Annotated in this window: 16 protein-coding genes; 9 read left to right on the top strand and 7 right to left on the bottom strand. The window is 63.4% G+C overall.

The window, feature by feature from the left end:
* Positions 1 to 58: 58 nt before the first annotated feature.
* Genes HFC70_RS09135 through rpe form a run of 3 tightly spaced genes read right to left on the bottom strand, consistent with a single transcriptional unit; the run spans position 59 to position 2,014 of the window.
* On the bottom strand, positions 59 to 556 hold the full coding sequence (locus HFC70_RS09135; protein ID WP_368669594.1) for a hypothetical protein: 498 nt from the start codon (positions 554 to 556) through the stop codon (positions 59 to 61).
* A 52-nt stretch (positions 557 to 608) separates the two neighbouring features.
* The gene (locus HFC70_RS09130; protein WP_168473201.1) at positions 609 to 1,334 is read right to left on the bottom strand and encodes a DUF2259 domain-containing protein; all 726 of its coding nucleotides are present in this window, start codon (positions 1,332 to 1,334) and stop codon (positions 609 to 611) included.
* A gap of 2 nt (positions 1,335 to 1,336) precedes the next feature.
* Positions 1,337 to 2,014, bottom strand: a complete 678-nt coding sequence (gene rpe / locus HFC70_RS09125; protein ID WP_168472933.1) for a ribulose-phosphate 3-epimerase — start codon at positions 2,012 to 2,014, stop codon at positions 1,337 to 1,339.
* A 195-nt stretch (positions 2,015 to 2,209) separates the two neighbouring features.
* Between rpe and HFC70_RS09120 the strand changes: the two genes are divergently transcribed.
* Complete coding sequence (locus HFC70_RS09120; protein WP_168472932.1) at positions 2,210 to 2,980, top strand: SDR family NAD(P)-dependent oxidoreductase; 771 nt, start codon at positions 2,210 to 2,212, stop codon at positions 2,978 to 2,980.
* A 12-nt stretch (positions 2,981 to 2,992) separates the two neighbouring features.
* On the opposite strand, the gene HFC70_RS09115 is transcribed toward HFC70_RS09120, so the two are convergent.
* Positions 2,993 to 4,075 carry a branched-chain amino acid ABC transporter substrate-binding protein gene (locus HFC70_RS09115; RefSeq protein WP_168472931.1) on the bottom strand — a complete coding sequence of 361 codons (1,083 nt, stop codon included), beginning with the start codon at positions 4,073 to 4,075 and terminating at the stop codon, positions 2,993 to 2,995.
* A 180-nt stretch (positions 4,076 to 4,255) separates the two neighbouring features.
* Between HFC70_RS09115 and HFC70_RS09110 the strand changes: the two genes are divergently transcribed.
* The 8 genes from HFC70_RS09110 to HFC70_RS09075 all read left to right on the top strand — a co-directional run bounded on the left by HFC70_RS09110 (position 4,256) and on the right by HFC70_RS09075 (position 10,911).
* Positions 4,256 to 4,756, top strand: coding sequence for a flavin reductase (locus HFC70_RS09110; protein ID WP_168472930.1), 501 nt, complete (start codon positions 4,256 to 4,258; stop codon positions 4,754 to 4,756).
* Positions 4,757 to 4,819: 63 nt separating this feature from the next.
* A complete protein-coding gene (locus HFC70_RS09105; RefSeq protein ID WP_168473200.1) occupies positions 4,820 to 5,725 on the top strand; it encodes a MoxR family ATPase in 906 nt (301 codons plus the stop codon).
* A gap of 4 nt (positions 5,726 to 5,729) precedes the next feature.
* Complete coding sequence (locus tag HFC70_RS09100; protein ID WP_168472929.1) at positions 5,730 to 6,989, top strand: VWA domain-containing protein; 1,260 nt, start codon at positions 5,730 to 5,732, stop codon at positions 6,987 to 6,989.
* Positions 6,986 to 7,315, top strand: coding sequence for an XdhC family protein (locus HFC70_RS09095; RefSeq protein WP_168472928.1), 330 nt, complete (start codon positions 6,986 to 6,988; stop codon positions 7,313 to 7,315). Before HFC70_RS09100 ends, HFC70_RS09095 begins: the two co-directional genes overlap by 4 nt.
* Positions 7,315 to 8,022, top strand: a complete 708-nt coding sequence (locus HFC70_RS09090) for an XdhC family protein (RefSeq protein ID WP_168472927.1) — start codon at positions 7,315 to 7,317, stop codon at positions 8,020 to 8,022. The genes HFC70_RS09095 and HFC70_RS09090 overlap by 1 nt, the downstream gene beginning before the upstream one ends.
* The gene (locus HFC70_RS09085; protein ID WP_168472926.1) at positions 8,019 to 9,653 is read left to right on the top strand and encodes an NTP transferase domain-containing protein; all 1,635 of its coding nucleotides are present in this window, start codon (positions 8,019 to 8,021) and stop codon (positions 9,651 to 9,653) included. The genes HFC70_RS09090 and HFC70_RS09085 overlap by 4 nt, the downstream gene beginning before the upstream one ends.
* Before the next feature lie 4 nt (positions 9,654 to 9,657).
* Entirely contained in the window at positions 9,658 to 9,975 is a 318-nt protein-coding gene (locus tag HFC70_RS09080; protein ID WP_168472925.1) for a TfoX/Sxy family protein, read from the top strand.
* Between the two features lie 108 nt (positions 9,976 to 10,083).
* Positions 10,084 to 10,911 (top strand): hypothetical protein, encoded by an 828-nt coding sequence (locus tag HFC70_RS09075; RefSeq protein WP_168472924.1) that lies wholly within the window; start codon positions 10,084 to 10,086, stop codon positions 10,909 to 10,911.
* Between the two features lie 72 nt (positions 10,912 to 10,983).
* Here HFC70_RS09075 and HFC70_RS09070 read toward each other — a convergent pair whose 3' ends face one another.
* The 3 genes from HFC70_RS09070 to HFC70_RS09060 form a co-directional block, all read right to left on the bottom strand.
* On the bottom strand, positions 10,984 to 11,391 hold the full coding sequence (locus HFC70_RS09070; RefSeq protein ID WP_168472923.1) for an NUDIX domain-containing protein: 408 nt from the start codon (positions 11,389 to 11,391) through the stop codon (positions 10,984 to 10,986).
* A complete protein-coding gene (locus tag HFC70_RS09065; protein WP_168472922.1) occupies positions 11,391 to 12,908 on the bottom strand; it encodes a DEAD/DEAH box helicase in 1,518 nt (505 codons plus the stop codon). Before HFC70_RS09065 ends, HFC70_RS09070 begins: the two co-directional genes overlap by 1 nt.
* 160 nt (positions 12,909 to 13,068) lie before the next feature.
* On the bottom strand, positions 13,069 to 13,686 hold the full coding sequence (locus HFC70_RS09060; protein WP_168472921.1) for a LysE family translocator: 618 nt from the start codon (positions 13,684 to 13,686) through the stop codon (positions 13,069 to 13,071).
* Between the last annotated feature and the right edge of the window lie 21 nt (positions 13,687 to 13,707).

The following is a 13,707-nucleotide window of genomic DNA, read 5'->3' as shown; positions in this document are numbered from 1 at the left end:
TCAGCTTTCTTTCAAGATGCGGCGGTTGGCGCCGCTTTAGCAAAGACCGGCGGCAATCTCAACGGCTGCGATGGGTCAGCAGCACACTTGCGCCCGTCAGGAACAAAAGCCCCAGCGGCAGATAGAGCCGCAGGCCGAGAACGGCGAACTGGTAGACGGCGGAGGCCGAGGTGAAAACGAACTGGAAGGCCCAGATCCGGGTTCCGAACGGCGCATGCCATTGCGCGTAGAAGAGACGGTATTGCAGGGCAAAGATCAAGGCGGTTGCCGCTGTCGTGCCGATCGTCAGGAACAGGAAGGACGCGGCAAAGCGTGTCTCGGTTGTCCGGCCGACCGCGCAGAACCGGATCAGCGGCAGACTAACAAGCCAGGCCAGCATGCCGCCGATGAAATAAACCAGGAGAAGCCGCGGCAGGTGGGCTTCCGGCAGGCGCTGGTTGAGCATCAGCGATGCGCAGATGCAAAGCGCCATGGCCACGCCCCAGACAACGGCACCGATGATCCATTCGCCCCGTTCCGGGCGCGCTGCCCTGAGCCTTGCCAAAAGGCCGCTCACGCCGGCGCAACCTTGGCATCATGGGGGCTTGGTTGCTGCGTGTCGGCGTTGGTCAAGGGCGCACCGGCAGGGCGATCCAGCGTCCGTCGCGCCCTTCGAAGCCGTGGCTCATCACCATGACCAAAGCGATATGCAGCGTATCGCCATTGGTCGGCTGAAAGGTCATCACGCCGCCCAGGCGATAGCCGGTCGGGCAATTGCGGCTGGCGGGCACATGGCTGTCCTGGTAGACCGTCTCCTTGACAGCGGCACCGTCCCGCTCGGTCAACAGCAGCCGGAAGCCCTTGACCGTCTTGACGACGTCCTTGCAGGCCGCCGGCGGCGCCTCTTCCAACTCCTCGATCTGCAATGTGAACGGTTCGCCGATGGCTGGCTCGGCCGGGAAGGGGCGATAACGGATGCTGTGCGGATCGGCGCCGACCTCGCTCACCGGATCGAAGGCGACCATCTGGCCCGGATGATCGGTCAGCTTGTGCTTGGCGATCCATACCTGTGCCTGGACGAGACTTTCCGCGCGGGCCGCCCCGACACCCGCCTGCTCGTTGTCGATGCGGGTCCGGATCGGCGTGCCCGGCAGGAACGTGTCATCCACGGTGTTGATGGCGTAGATGTTGGAATAGGGGAAGCCGGATCCATCCTGAATTCCATATTCCTCGAACGCGAATATGCTGCCATCCGGCGAAAAGCCGATCGGCGAGAAGGCCGCGATATCGCCGGCTGAGACCGGGCCTGCCAGCAGTGCAGCAAGCACGGCGGCGGCCAGTCGCTTCACCCTCATGATCAACGGCGTCCTCCTTGCGCGGCTTTTTTCAAACTGTCGACCGTTTTGCGATAATCGTCAACGCCTTCGCCCTTGAAGATCGCCGAGCCGGCCACCAGCACATTGGCGCCGGCCGCCGTGGCAAGCGGTGCCGTCTCGACCGTGATGCCGCCATCGACTTCGAGATCGATCGGCCGGTTGCCGATCAGCGCATGGGCCTGGGCGATCTTGTCGACGGCATAGGGGATGAATTTCTGGCCGCCGAAGCCCGGATTGACGCTCATGATCAGGATCAGGTCGAGATCGTCGAGGACGGTTTCGAGAACCGAGACGGGCGTTGCCGGATTGATCGACACGCCGGCCTTCTTGCCGAGCGCCCGGATGGTCTGCAGCGAGCGGTGCAGATGCGGCCCGGCCTCGGCATGCACGGTGATGACGTCGCAACCGGCATCGGCGAAGGCCTCGAGATAAGGATCGGCGGGCGAGATCATCAGATGGCAGTCGAACACCGCCTTGGTGTGTGGGCGCAGGGCTTTGATGACGGCCGGACCGTAGGAGATGTTGGGCACGAAATGGCCGTCCATGACATCGAGATGGATCCAGTCCGCGCCGGCCTCAGTGACATCGGCGACTTCCTGGCCGAGCTTGGCAAAATTGGCGGCAAGGATCGACGGGGCGATCAGAAGCGGGCGGGTCATCGGGTTGGCTCCTTGGATGGTCGTGGCTGTCGGCGGTGCCATAGCATCGGGAACCGGCAGTCACAACCATGCCCTTGGTCGAGCTTGGCCGGTGTTTGCCCGCATCTGGCGGTCCGCGCCGGGATAGTGCTATGAGCGGCCAAGAGCAAATGCATCGGCGGTGGCCGGGCGGTACAGCGTGTTGGGGAGGACTTCATGACGAAATTTGCGATCATCACCGGCGGCAGCAGCGGCATAGGCCGGCAGCTGGTCATGTCCTTTGTCGAGGCAGGTTACGCCGTCGCCTTCACCTATATCGGCAGCCCCACCGAGGCCGACCGCCTGGTGATGTCGCTGGGCCGCAAGGGCGCGAAGGTCGAAGGCTTCGCCTGCGATGTCGGCCAGGGCGAGGCGGTGGCGGGATTTGTCAAAAAGGCCTGCGAATGGTTCGGCGGCGCGCCGGATGTGCTGGTCAACAATGCCGGCATCCAGACCTGGTCGTCTTTGCTCGATCTGACGGAAGAGCAGTGGAACAACGTCATCCGCACCAACCTGACGGGCTGTTTCCTCAACACCAAGATCGTCGCGCAGGCGATGATCGATGCGAAAAAGCCCGGTTCGATCATCAATCTCGGCTCCGGCTGCAACAAGCTCGGCTTTCCGCATCTGGTCGATTACACCGCCTCCAAGGGTGGCGTCGAGCAGTTCACCAAGGTGGCGGCGATCGAACTGGGCCCGAAGGGCATCCGCGTCAATTGCGTGGCGCCCGGTGCCATCCTGACCGAACGTACCCTCGACGAGGCGCCGGATTATGACGCGGTCTGGTCGAAGGTGACGCCGCTGCGCCGGGTCGGCACGCCGCTCGATATCGCCGGCCCGGTGCTGTTCCTGGCCAGCGACCAGGCGGGTTTCGTGACCGGCCAGACCCTGGGGGTCGATGGCGGCGTCTTCTCCCAGGCCACCTGGCCCTACGACTTGCCGAACTGATCGTCCGGCAGCCTATTCCGTGGCCGGCGTCGGCGCGACGAAAGCCGTGCCGCGCCATTCCAGCAGCCGGTACGGATTGTCCTTCAGTTCGTGACCGGCGGTAAAGGCGATCGGCCCGAGGACCGTCTCGAACGTGCCCTTGGCGATCCTGTCCCTGAGTGCCGCGCCGCTGGCCGCAGCCGCGTCCGCTGCCGTCTTCACCAGCGTGACGGCGGCATAGGCCGGCAGCACATAACCTTCCGGTTCAATATTCCGCTCGCGAAAGGCCGCAGCGACGGTGGCCGCCGATGGCGCGTCGGCATAAGCGGGCAGGGTGACGGCACGGACCCCGTCGGAAAGCGGCACCGGCTGGTTGGCGGCCGTCATCGCATCGCCGCCAAGCAGCGACAGCGCAATGGCCTCGGATGCCGCATCCCGGGCGATGATCGCCACATCATTGCGGTCTCCGCCGACGAAGACATGGGTCGCGCCGGTCTTCTGCAATCTGCGCACCAGGGCCACCTGCTGTTCCTGGCCGGGGCGATAGGTATCGGCAAAGACCGGCTTCATGCCGCGCTCTTCGAGCGACACCCGGATCGCATCGGCCAGTTCGCGGCCGTGGATCGTGCCGTCGTCGATCAGCGCAAAGGCCTCGCCCGGCCAGTCACGCAGCATGACTTCGACCAGCTTCTCGGCCTCCGCATCGGCGCTGGGTGCCATGCGGAAGAATGGCCAATCGTGTTTCAGCGCATCTTCCATGACGATCGTCCAACGCACCGATAGGGTCAGCGCCGGGATTTTTGCAGCACTCAACACCCCCAGGGCGCCGTCAAGGCTTTCGCTGCACAGAAAACCGATGGCCGCGTCCGCCTTGGCTGCCTTCAGCTGTTCGGCGATCGCCGCTCCGCTGCCGGCCTCGCAGCTCTCGTCGATGAAGGTCAGTACCGTGCCATTGGCCGCAGCTGCCGCCGCAGCACCGTCGCGCACCTGCTGGCCGAGCAGCTGGTAGGGACCCGATTGCGGCGCGACCACGCCGATCGTCAGTGCTGTGGCCGGTGTCGCGATTACGAGAACCGGCAGGCAAAGCAGCGTGGGCAGGTGGCGCAGGAAGGTCATGGTATCAGGATATCCGTTTCAGGGAAAACGCTGCCGGCATTCTAACCGCCCGGTCCCAAACCGCAATCCTTGCATGACCACGCATCTGCGAAGGAAATTATTGCCGCGGTAGTAGAAAACGTAACTCTTCGACGTCATATTCCTTGCCACGGATCAGCAAGCAGGCCCACGGCCGGGAGAATGTCATTGTCGAGTGAACAGCCGATGGACCCTGTCCTCTATCGCGAGGCGATGAGCCGCTATGCCGGCCATGTGCAACTGGTGGTCACGGAATTGGGCGGTGTGCGGCGCGGCGTGACGATCACCGCCGCCTGCTCGGTCTCCGACAAGCCGCCGAGCCTGCTGGTCTGCCTCAACAACACCAATGAAAAGAATGCGGTGTTCTTCGAGAGCGGCCGGTTTTCGCTCAATTGCCTGAGTGCCGATCATCAGGAGCTCGCCAACGGCTTTGCCGGTTTCGGCGGCTTGAGCACCGATGAGCGCTTTGCGCTGGGCCGCTGGGATACGCTGGTGACCGGCGTTCCGGTGCTGACCGATGCCATCGCCTCCTTCGACTGCTTCGTCACCGACAGCAAGGTGACGGCGAGCCATACGGTGCTGTTCGGTGAGGTCGCCGCCATTCGGCTCGGTCCGCAGGCTCCGGCGCTGATCTATCTGGACCGGGGCTATCGCGCCCTGTAAGCTCTCTTGAAAAAGGGAGGAACCATGCCGGATCTGTCAAGCAAGCATTTGCCGAACAAGGATATGCCCGGTTCGATCGATGCCATGGTCGATCTCCTGGCAAGCGGCGATTACCTGGCCGGCCGGCCGCTGGCGACGGTGCTGTTTCTGGCGCTGAAGATGCAGCGCCCGCTGTTTCTGGAAGGCGAGGCGGGCGTCGGCAAGACGGAGATCGCCAAGGTGTTGTCAAAGGCGCTCGACCGGCCGCTGATCCGCCTGCAATGCTATGAAGGCCTCGATATCGCCTCGGCCGTCTACGAATGGAACTATCCGGCGCAGATGCTGGAGATCCGTCTGTCCGAGGCGGCTGGGATCTCGGACCGCGACAGGCTCGAGCACGATATCTTTTCCGAGCGTTACCTGATCCGCCGGCCGGTGCTGCAGGCCCTTCAGAGCCAGAACGGCAAGGCGCCGGTCTTCCTGATCGACGAACTCGACCGCACCGACGAGGCCTTCGAGGCCTTTCTTCTGGAAGTGCTGTCCGATTTCCAGGTCACCATCCCGGAATTCGGTACCGTGCGCGCCGAGACGCCGCCGATCGTCATCGTCACCAGCAACCGCACCCGCGAGGTGCATGACGCGCTGAAGCGCCGCTGTCTCTATCACTGGGTCGATTATCCCAAGGCCGCCGAGGAGCTGGAAATCATCCGCCGCAAGGTGCCGGGCTGCAATGCCGCGCTGTCGGCCGAGATCGTCGCCTATGTCCAGAAACTCAGGACCATCGACCTCTTCAAGAATCCGGGCGTTGCCGAAACCATCGACTGGGCAACGGCCTTGACCGAACTCGACCGGCTGGCGCTCGATCCGGAAACCATTTCCGATACGCTCGGCACGCTGCTGAAATACCAGGACGACATTGCCCGCATCCAGGGCGGCGAGGGGCAGAAGCTGCTGGCCGAAGTGAGTGCCGAACTCAAGGCGGCAGGGTAGGGCGATGGCGGGCGTTGCAGCAGATGGCATCGTGGTCGCGCCGCCGACGCTTGGCGACGGCCGCTTTGCCGACAATATCGTGTTTTTCGCCCGCGTGCTGCGCAAGGCGGGCCTGAAGCCGGGGCCGGGCACTGTCGCCGATGCCATTGCGGCGGTCGCCGCCATCGGCATGGGCTCGCGCACCGAATTCCACGCCGCTTTGTCCTGCGTCTTCGTCAAGCGCCATGAGGATCAGGTCGTGTTCGACGAGGCCTTCCGGCTGTTCTGGCGGTCGCGCGATCTGGTCGCCAAGATGATCGCCATGATGTCGCCGACCGCCCCCGACACGCGCGACAAGGAAAAAGCCAAGGCCAGCGCCTCGCGGGTCAGCGACGCGCTGTTTGCCGAGCGCCAGCGCCAGACGCAGGAACGCGACGATCCGGAGATCGAGATCGATGCACGCTTTACCACATCCGGCACCGAACTGTTCCGCCGCATGGATTTCGCCCAGATGTCATCCGTCGAAATAGCGCTCGCCCGCCGCGAGATGGAAAAGCTGGTGCTGCCGTTCGACACGGTCAAGGTGCGCCGCTTCCGGCCGTCTCATCTGCCGCGCTCGGTCGATGCGCGGGCGATGATGCGCGCGTCGCTGCGCACCGGCGGCAGCCTGATCCTGCCGAAATACCGCGCCCGAAGGGAAATCCACCCGCCGCTGGTCGTGCTGGCCGATATTTCCGGTTCCATGAGCCAGTATACCCGCGTCTTCCTGCATTTTCTGCATGTCATCACCGAGAAGCGCCGCCGCGTTCAGACATTCCTGTTCGGCACTCGGCTCACCAATGTGACGCGGCAGATGCGCAATCGCGATCCCGACGAGGCGCTCGACCAATGTGCCGGCGCCGTGACCGACTGGTCGGGCGGCACGCGGATCGGCGAGACCCTGCTGGAGTTCAACCGGCTGTGGGCGCGGCGCGTGCTGGGGCAGGGTGCCGTGGTACTGCTCATCACCGACGGGCTGGAGCGTGAGAATGTCGATCAGCTGTCGCACGAGATGGACCGGCTGCACCGCTCGTGCCGCAAGCTGATCTGGCTCAATCCGCTGCTGCGCTTCGACGGCTTCGAGGCCCGCGCCCGCGGTGTGCGGGCCATGCTGCCGCATGTCGACGAGTTTCGCGCCGTGCACAACCTGAATTCCTTGAGCGATCTGGCCGCAGCCCTGGGCGCCAAGGCCGCTCCCGATGCCGATCCCCGCCGTTACATGGACAGAATGCGAGCCGTATCATGACCATCTCCGCCGAAAACCTGGATACCTTGATGATTGCCGAGGACTGGCGGTCGAACGGCCGCGACGTGGCGATCGCCACGGTCATCGAGACCTGGGGCTCGGCGCCGCGCCCGGTCGGCAGCCATCTGGTGATCGATGGCGACGGCAATTTCCATGGCTCGGTCTCCGGCGGCTGCGTCGAGGGGGCTGTCATCACCGAGGCGCTCGACGTGCTGGCGAGCGGTGAGCCCAAGATCATCGAGTTCGGCGTGGCCGACGAGACCGCCTGGCGGGTCGGCCTGTCCTGTGGCGGGCGCATCCGCGTCTATGTCGAAAGGCTCGGCTGATGGATCCGCTGGTTCTGACAGGGCTGAACGCCGCAAGGGCTGGGCGCAAGGCGGCCGTGCTGGTCACCGATCTTGGCAACGGCAGCAATCGGCTGGTGCTGGAAGGCGAGCCTGTAAGCGGCGTTCTGGGAGCCGAGATCGCCGCACGGCTGCGCTCCGGCAAATCGGGCCTGTTCGAGGCGGAGGGACAATCGATCTTCCTCAACGTCCATCTGCCGCCGCCGCGCATCGTGGTGATCGGCGCGGTGCATATCAGCCAGGCGCTGTATCCGATGGCCGCCCTTGCCGGCTACGACCTGTCGATCATCGATCCGCGCACCGCCTTTGCGACGCCCGAGCGTTTTGAGGGCGCCGATCTCTCGGCCGACTGGCCGGAGGATGCCTTGAAGGCGCGGCCGCTCGATGCCTATACGGCCCTGGTCGCCGTGACCCATGATCCGAAGATCGATGATTATCCGATCGCCGAGGCTCTGCGGGCCGGCTGTTTCTATGTCGGCGCACTCGGCAGCCGGAAAACCCATGCCAAGCGGGTCGAGCGCCTGAAGGCCGACGGTTTCGAAGATCGCGACATCGCCCGCATTTCCGCCCCGATCGGCCTCGATATCGGTGCCTCCAGCCCGGCCGAGATCGCCGTCGCCATCCTGGCCGATATCATCCAGGCCTTTCGCCGGCGCGACCTCAAAGACACGGGAACGGCGCTAGCATGATCTTCGGCAATCTCCCTTTGGATCAGGTCGAGGGCGCGGTGCTCGCCCATGCGGTACGCCTGCCCGGCGGCAAACTCTCCAAGGGCCGCAGGCTCGAGGCCGGCGACGTGGTGCGCCTGCGGGCTGCCGGCATCGGCAGTGTCGTCGCCGGACGGCTGGAGCCGGGCGACCTGCTGGAAGACGACGCGGCGCAAAGGTTGGCGGATGCGCTCGGGCGCGATCACATGCGGCTGACGCCGGCCAATACCGGCCGCGTCAATGTCTATGCCACGGTCAACGGCCTGTTCACCGCCGACAAACAGGTGGTCGATCGCTTCAACCGCGTCGATCCGGCCATCACGCTTGCCTGTCTCGCCGATCATGCGCCCGTCATGGCCGGCGACATGGTGGCGACCATCAAGATCATCCCGCTGGCCGTCTCCGGTGCCGGCGTCGAAGCCGCCCGGGACATCCTGCGGGAAGCCTCGCCCTTTGCGGTCCGCGCTTATCAGCCCCATGCCGTGACGCTGATCGCCACCGAACTGCCGTCCCTGAAATCCACGGTGATGGACAAGACGGCGCGCCTGCTGGAGCAGCGCCTGGTGCCAAGCCATAGCCGCCTGGTCCGGGAGATCCGCGTCGCCCATACCGCCGAAGCCGTGGCCGCGGCACTGCGCTCCAGCCTGACCGAGAAAAGTCCTTCGCCGCCGATGATCGTCATCTTCGGCGCCTCGGCGGTCTGTGACCCCTATGACGTGATCCCGCAGGCGATCCGGCTGGCCGGCGGCCGGGTCGAGCAGGTCGGCCTGCCGGTCGACCCCGGCAATCTGCTGGTGCTCGGCTTCGTCGACGATATTCCGGTGGTCGGCGCGCCCGGCTGTGCCCGGTCGCCGAAGGAAAACGGCTTTGACTGGGTGCTGGGCCGGCTGTTGTCGGGCGAAGTTCCCGATGCCTTCGCATTGTCGGGGCTTGGGGTTGGAGGATTGCTGATGGAAATTGCCAGCCGGCCGCTGCCGCGCGATCTCGTCCAGAAAGGCGAGCAACCGCCGGCCATTGCCGTGGTCATCCTGGCCGCCGGCCGCGCCAGCCGCATGGGGAGCGATAGCGGCCATAAACTGCTCGCCGAATTCGACGGCGTGCCGCTGGTGCGCCGCGTCACTGAGACCGCGGCCGCGGCATCGCCGAACGGCCTGGTGGTGGTCACCGGTTATCGCGGCGAGGAGATCGCTGCCGCGCTCGACGGCCTGGACCTGACCATCCGGCCCAATCCCGACTATGCCTCCGGCATGGCAAGCTCGCTGCGTGCGGGCCTCAGCGATTCCTCGGCCGTCGAGGCCGATGGCGTGCTGGTCATGCTGGCCGACATGCCGGGTGTCTCCACGCCGGATCTGCGCCTGCTGATGGCCACCTTCCGCCGCGCCGGCGGACGGGCGATCGTGCGCGCCGTGGCCGACGGCAAGCGCGGCAATCCGGTCATCTTGCCGCGCACCACCTTTGCGGCCGTTCTGAAGCTCGAAGGCGATATCGGCGCCCGCCATATCGTCGAGACCTCCGGCCTTGACGTCATCGATGTCGAGATCGGGTCTGGCGCCCATATCGATGTCGACACGCCCGAAGCGGTGATCGCCGCCGGCGGTATCCTGAAAGGCTGACGCGATGGACAATGCAGCAATCGAGGAGATGTTCGAGGCGCTTGGCCCGGTCACCATCAAACGCATGTTCGGCGGCAAGGGCATCTATCACCAGGGCCTGATCCTGGCGCTGGATTTCCGCGGCGATATCCTGCTGAAAGCTGATGCGGAAAGCGCGCCACTCTTCGCCGAGGCAGGCTCCGAGCAATGGACCTATCCCGGCAAGACAGGCAAACCCGTCGCCATGCCCTATTGGTCGATCCCCAATGAAGCTCTGGATGATCCGGATATGATGGCGAAATGGGTCAGACTGGCCTTCGAGGCGGCGCTGCGGGCGAAGTAGAACCAGTAAACGAAAAATTGAAACGACGAATACCGTACTTTCTCTGCACTTGCCCGAATTCAAAGTAGATTGTAACTTGAATTTACAACAATCTTTGGGGGAAGTGCGATGTATCGATTTCGTTTCGTCCTTTTTATACTCATAGCATTGATTGTGACGGCCTTGCCGGCCGGCATTTTCGCCTATCTCAAATATAACGGCCTGGAGGATGAAAGCTGGGCTGGAATGCAGGACGAGGAAGCATTCGAGGAGGAAGAGTATGCCTCCTGTCGGGTCATCGTTAAATTTCAGGGTTTCGAGAAGACATTTCCGTCAAACACCGTTTGCCTGGCTTTAATCTGCGACAAGAGCGGATGCGCAATTCAATCGAAAAACAGCGGAGAAGAAACGCTCTATCTGGAAAATGCGGCACTCGCTGCAGGGGTGACTGCAGATTACAAAAGGGCGCTTCTGTCAGATGATCAGGATGCGGATTCGCTGACCGAACCGTCCGAGGAAACCGGCGAGGAGGAAGAGCAGGAACTGTCTTCCCGCTACAAATATCCTCTCTGGCAATGGCTGGCGATTTTTTCAGTCGCCATAACATTCAGCCTTGTCGGCACGACGACGAGCCTGATTTTTCGCGGCGGTGCTACCCTTAAGGAAAACCTCTACGATGATTTGCGTGGCTTGGGCGTCGTTCTTTTCTTCGCCTGGGCGACCGGTATCATTGTCACGGCGCTTTTTGCGGGTGGCCTTCTGCAAGGCGCCATGTTCCCGAATTTTTCGGGCGATATCGAGAGTTTCGGATTCAATTCATGGTCCGCCCTGAAGTTTCGCGGGCAGGATTGGTTCAAACTCGCCGTATGGTGCTACATTGCCGGCTTTTACGAGAGATTTCTGCCCGATGCGCTGCAGCAGCTTGTTCGCAAGGCGGGGGAAGAAAAGACCGCCTGACCCCATACGGTGTGGGCCGTAGGAGCGGCATCTGGAAACCGCAGGTATGCCTTGGCCTATGAGAAAAGGGACTTATCGCAGATAAGGCAGAACGGCCGCGGTAAAGGCCGACAGCGGCTCGGGCAGGGCGTCGAGATCGAACCAGCCGAAATCCGACAGCTTGTCCGGTTCGGTCAGCTGCGGCTCGCCCTGGATATCGTCGGTCTTGTACAGGAGTGAAACCCAGTGCTGCCGGTCGGCGGCGATGATCTGCTCGGTATGGCCGAGGAATTCCAGCCTGCCGATGGCAAGGCCGGTTTCTTCCTGCGCCTCGCGGCGCGCCGCCTGATCGGCGGGTTCCAGGTGATCCACCTTGCCGCCGACAATGTTCCAGAATCCGGCTTCGGGCGCCTTCATGCGGCGATAAAGCAGCAGTCGGCCGTCGCGCAAAATCGCAAGGCCGACGCCAACGCCGGGAAAGTCAATGCCGGGAGATGCCATTACGCCTTGGCGCTGGCAACGATCAGCATGAAGGCGGGGATGTCGTCGCCGAAGCCGACCGGTGTCGGGCCGTCATCGTGATCGCGGTAATGGCTGCGGCGGCGCTCGCGGTGATCGTCATTGGCCGGGTTCGGCCTGACATCACGGTTGTTCTGCTGCGGCCGCTTGTCTGCCTTACGTTCTGGTTTCACGCTTTCCGCCTTTGCTGGTGCCGGCTCTTCAACGGGAGCAGGCTTAATCTGTTCGATTTGGGTGTCCGTTTTATGACTGGCTGCTGGTCGCCGATCACGATCGCGATCGCGACCCCTGTCGCGGTCACGTCCACGATCCTTGGAACCGGGGCGGCTGCGGCCTTCGTCATGGCTTTCGGCAGCAGGCGGCAAGGCGGAGAGATCGCCGTTCAGCCATTCGATCTTCTGGTTGATCAGCTTTTCGATGGCGTCGAGATGCTTGGCATCGGACTTGGTGACGATCGTAAACGCACGGCCCGAACGGCCGGCGCGACCGGTGCGGCCGATACGATGCACATAGTCCTCGGCATGGATCGGCACATCGAAGTTGAAGACGTGACCGACATCGGGAAGGTCGAGACCGCGGGCGGCGACGTCGGAGGCCACCAGAAGCTGGATCTGGCCGTCGCGGAAGCTCTGCAGCATCGTGGTGCGCGAGCGCTGGTCCATGTCGCCATGCAGCGCGCCGACCGAAAAGCCGTGCCGCTCGAGCGAACGGAACAGGTCGGCCACATCCTTCTTGCGATTGCAGAAGATGATGGCGTTCTTCAGGTCGTCCTGCGCCTTGATCACCTCACGCAGCGTCGAGCGCTTTTCGTAGTCCTTGTTATGGGCGGCAATCAGGCGCTGCGTCACGGTGGTGGCCGTCGAAGATGGCAGCGAGACTTCGATTCGCTCCGGGTTCTGCAGGAAGCGATCGGCCAGCTTCTGGATCTCCGGCGGCATGGTCGCCGAGAAGAACAGGGTCTGGCGGGTGAACGGGATCATCTTGGCGATGCGTTCGATATCCGGAATGAAACCCATGTCGAGCATGCGGTCGGCTTCGTCGATCACCAGGATCTCGACGCCAGTCATCAGCAGCTTGCCGCGCTCGCAATGGTCGAGCAGGCGACCGGGCGTGCAGATCAGCACGTCGGCGCCGCGTTCCAGCTTGCGGTTCTGGTCTTCGAACGACACGCCGCCGATCAGCAGGGCAACGTTAAGCTTATGATTCTTGCCGTATTTTTCAAAGTTTTCGGCAACCTGTGCGGCCAGTTCGCGCGTCGGCTCCAGGATCAGCGTGCGCGGCATGCGGGCCCGCGCTCGGCCATTTTCGAGGAGTGTCAGCATCGGAAGGACGAAGGAGGCAGTCTTGCCCGTTCCGGTCTGGGCGATGCCGCAGATGTCTCGGCGCTGCAGCGCCGGCGGGATGGCACCCGCCTGGATCGGGGTCGGGATCGTGTAGCCGGCATCGGTGACGGCTGATAGTACTTTTTGGCTTAGGCCAAGGTCAGCAAATGTTGTCAAAGGGAAATGTTTTCCGTTCAGTTCTTGCGAACAATGATGAAGCGCCCTGAAACGCGGACGATTACGCCAGCGCGGGATAGTGCCAAACCGCCGAAAAGTCAAGGAATACGGTCGCAAGGCCGCGGCGAAAGCTTAATATACACTCAATATTGGCAAATGCTCAGCGACGCGTGGCGACGATTGCCAATCCGGCTGCTGTCAGGAAGCTTCCGGTGATCCGATTGGCGCGCCGGACGATGGCCGGCGTGCGCAGCAGGCGGCGCGCCCGGGTTGCAAGCCACACATGGCCGCCGATCACCACCGTCTCGACAAGAAGGATCACGGCCACCAGCGCCAGGAAGGTCTCAAGCCCGATTGTATCCGATACGAAATTCGGCAGCAGGGCCAGGTAGAATAGCGGCATTTTCGGGTTGCCGAGATTGAGCGCAATGCCGGTCAGGAAGACCGGCAGCAGGCCCTGGCGTTCGCGCATCGGCTGGAGGGCCGGCACGACGGGCTCGGCCATCCACAGCCGGATGCCCATCCACAGAAGATAGGCCGCCCCCGCATAGCGCAGCACCGTCATCAACATGCCCATTTCGCTGGCCATCAGCGACAGGCCGACAAAGGCAAGTCCGAGATAGACGAGAATGCCGCCAACGGTGCCCAGGCCATAGGCGACGCCCGACAGGGCGCCATGCGACACGGTGCGGGCGACGATGGTCATGTTGTCGGGACCGGGACTGGCGGCAAAGACGAAGAAGGCCGCGGCGAAGCCCAGGAGTGTCTGTCCATCCATGCCAAGCCCTCCGCTATGTTG

This window comes from Agrobacterium sp. a22-2 (assembly GCF_012276985.1).
Taxonomy (GTDB): Bacteria; Pseudomonadota; Alphaproteobacteria; order Rhizobiales; family Rhizobiaceae; genus Allorhizobium.
The sequence above is the reverse complement of the archived record's forward strand: the minus strand, read 5'-3'. Positions and strand labels throughout refer to the sequence as shown.

Bases quoted from the DNA above. Each gene is read 5' to 3' on its own strand.
- HFC70_RS09130 (WP_168473201.1), bottom strand. From the start codon at position 1,334: ATGAGGGTGAAGCGACTGGCCGCCGCCGTGCTTGCTGCACTGCTGGCA.
- rpe (WP_168472933.1), bottom strand. From the start codon at position 2,014: ATGACCCGCCCGCTTCTGATCGCCCCGTCGATCCTTGCCGCCAATTTT.
- HFC70_RS09120 (WP_168472932.1), top strand. From the start codon at position 2,210: ATGACGAAATTTGCGATCATCACCGGCGGCAGCAGCGGCATAGGCCGG.
- HFC70_RS09115 (WP_168472931.1), bottom strand. From the start codon at position 4,075: ATGACCTTCCTGCGCCACCTGCCCACGCTGCTTTGCCTGCCGGTTCTC.
- HFC70_RS09110 (WP_168472930.1), top strand. From the start codon at position 4,256: ATGTCATTGTCGAGTGAACAGCCGATGGACCCTGTCCTCTATCGCGAG.
- HFC70_RS09105 (WP_168473200.1), top strand. From the start codon at position 4,820: ATGCCCGGTTCGATCGATGCCATGGTCGATCTCCTGGCAAGCGGCGAT.
- HFC70_RS09100 (WP_168472929.1), top strand. From the start codon at position 5,730: ATGGCGGGCGTTGCAGCAGATGGCATCGTGGTCGCGCCGCCGACGCTT.
- HFC70_RS09095 (WP_168472928.1), top strand. From the start codon at position 6,986: ATGACCATCTCCGCCGAAAACCTGGATACCTTGATGATTGCCGAGGAC.
- HFC70_RS09090 (WP_168472927.1), top strand. From the start codon at position 7,315: ATGGATCCGCTGGTTCTGACAGGGCTGAACGCCGCAAGGGCTGGGCGC.
- HFC70_RS09085 (WP_168472926.1), top strand. From the start codon at position 8,019: ATGATCTTCGGCAATCTCCCTTTGGATCAGGTCGAGGGCGCGGTGCTC.
- HFC70_RS09080 (WP_168472925.1), top strand. From the start codon at position 9,658: ATGGACAATGCAGCAATCGAGGAGATGTTCGAGGCGCTTGGCCCGGTC.
- HFC70_RS09075 (WP_168472924.1), top strand. From the start codon at position 10,084: ATGTATCGATTTCGTTTCGTCCTTTTTATACTCATAGCATTGATTGTG.
- HFC70_RS09070 (WP_168472923.1), bottom strand. From the start codon at position 11,391: ATGGCATCTCCCGGCATTGACTTTCCCGGCGTTGGCGTCGGCCTTGCG.
- HFC70_RS09060 (WP_168472921.1), bottom strand. From the start codon at position 13,686: ATGGATGGACAGACACTCCTGGGCTTCGCCGCGGCCTTCTTCGTCTTT.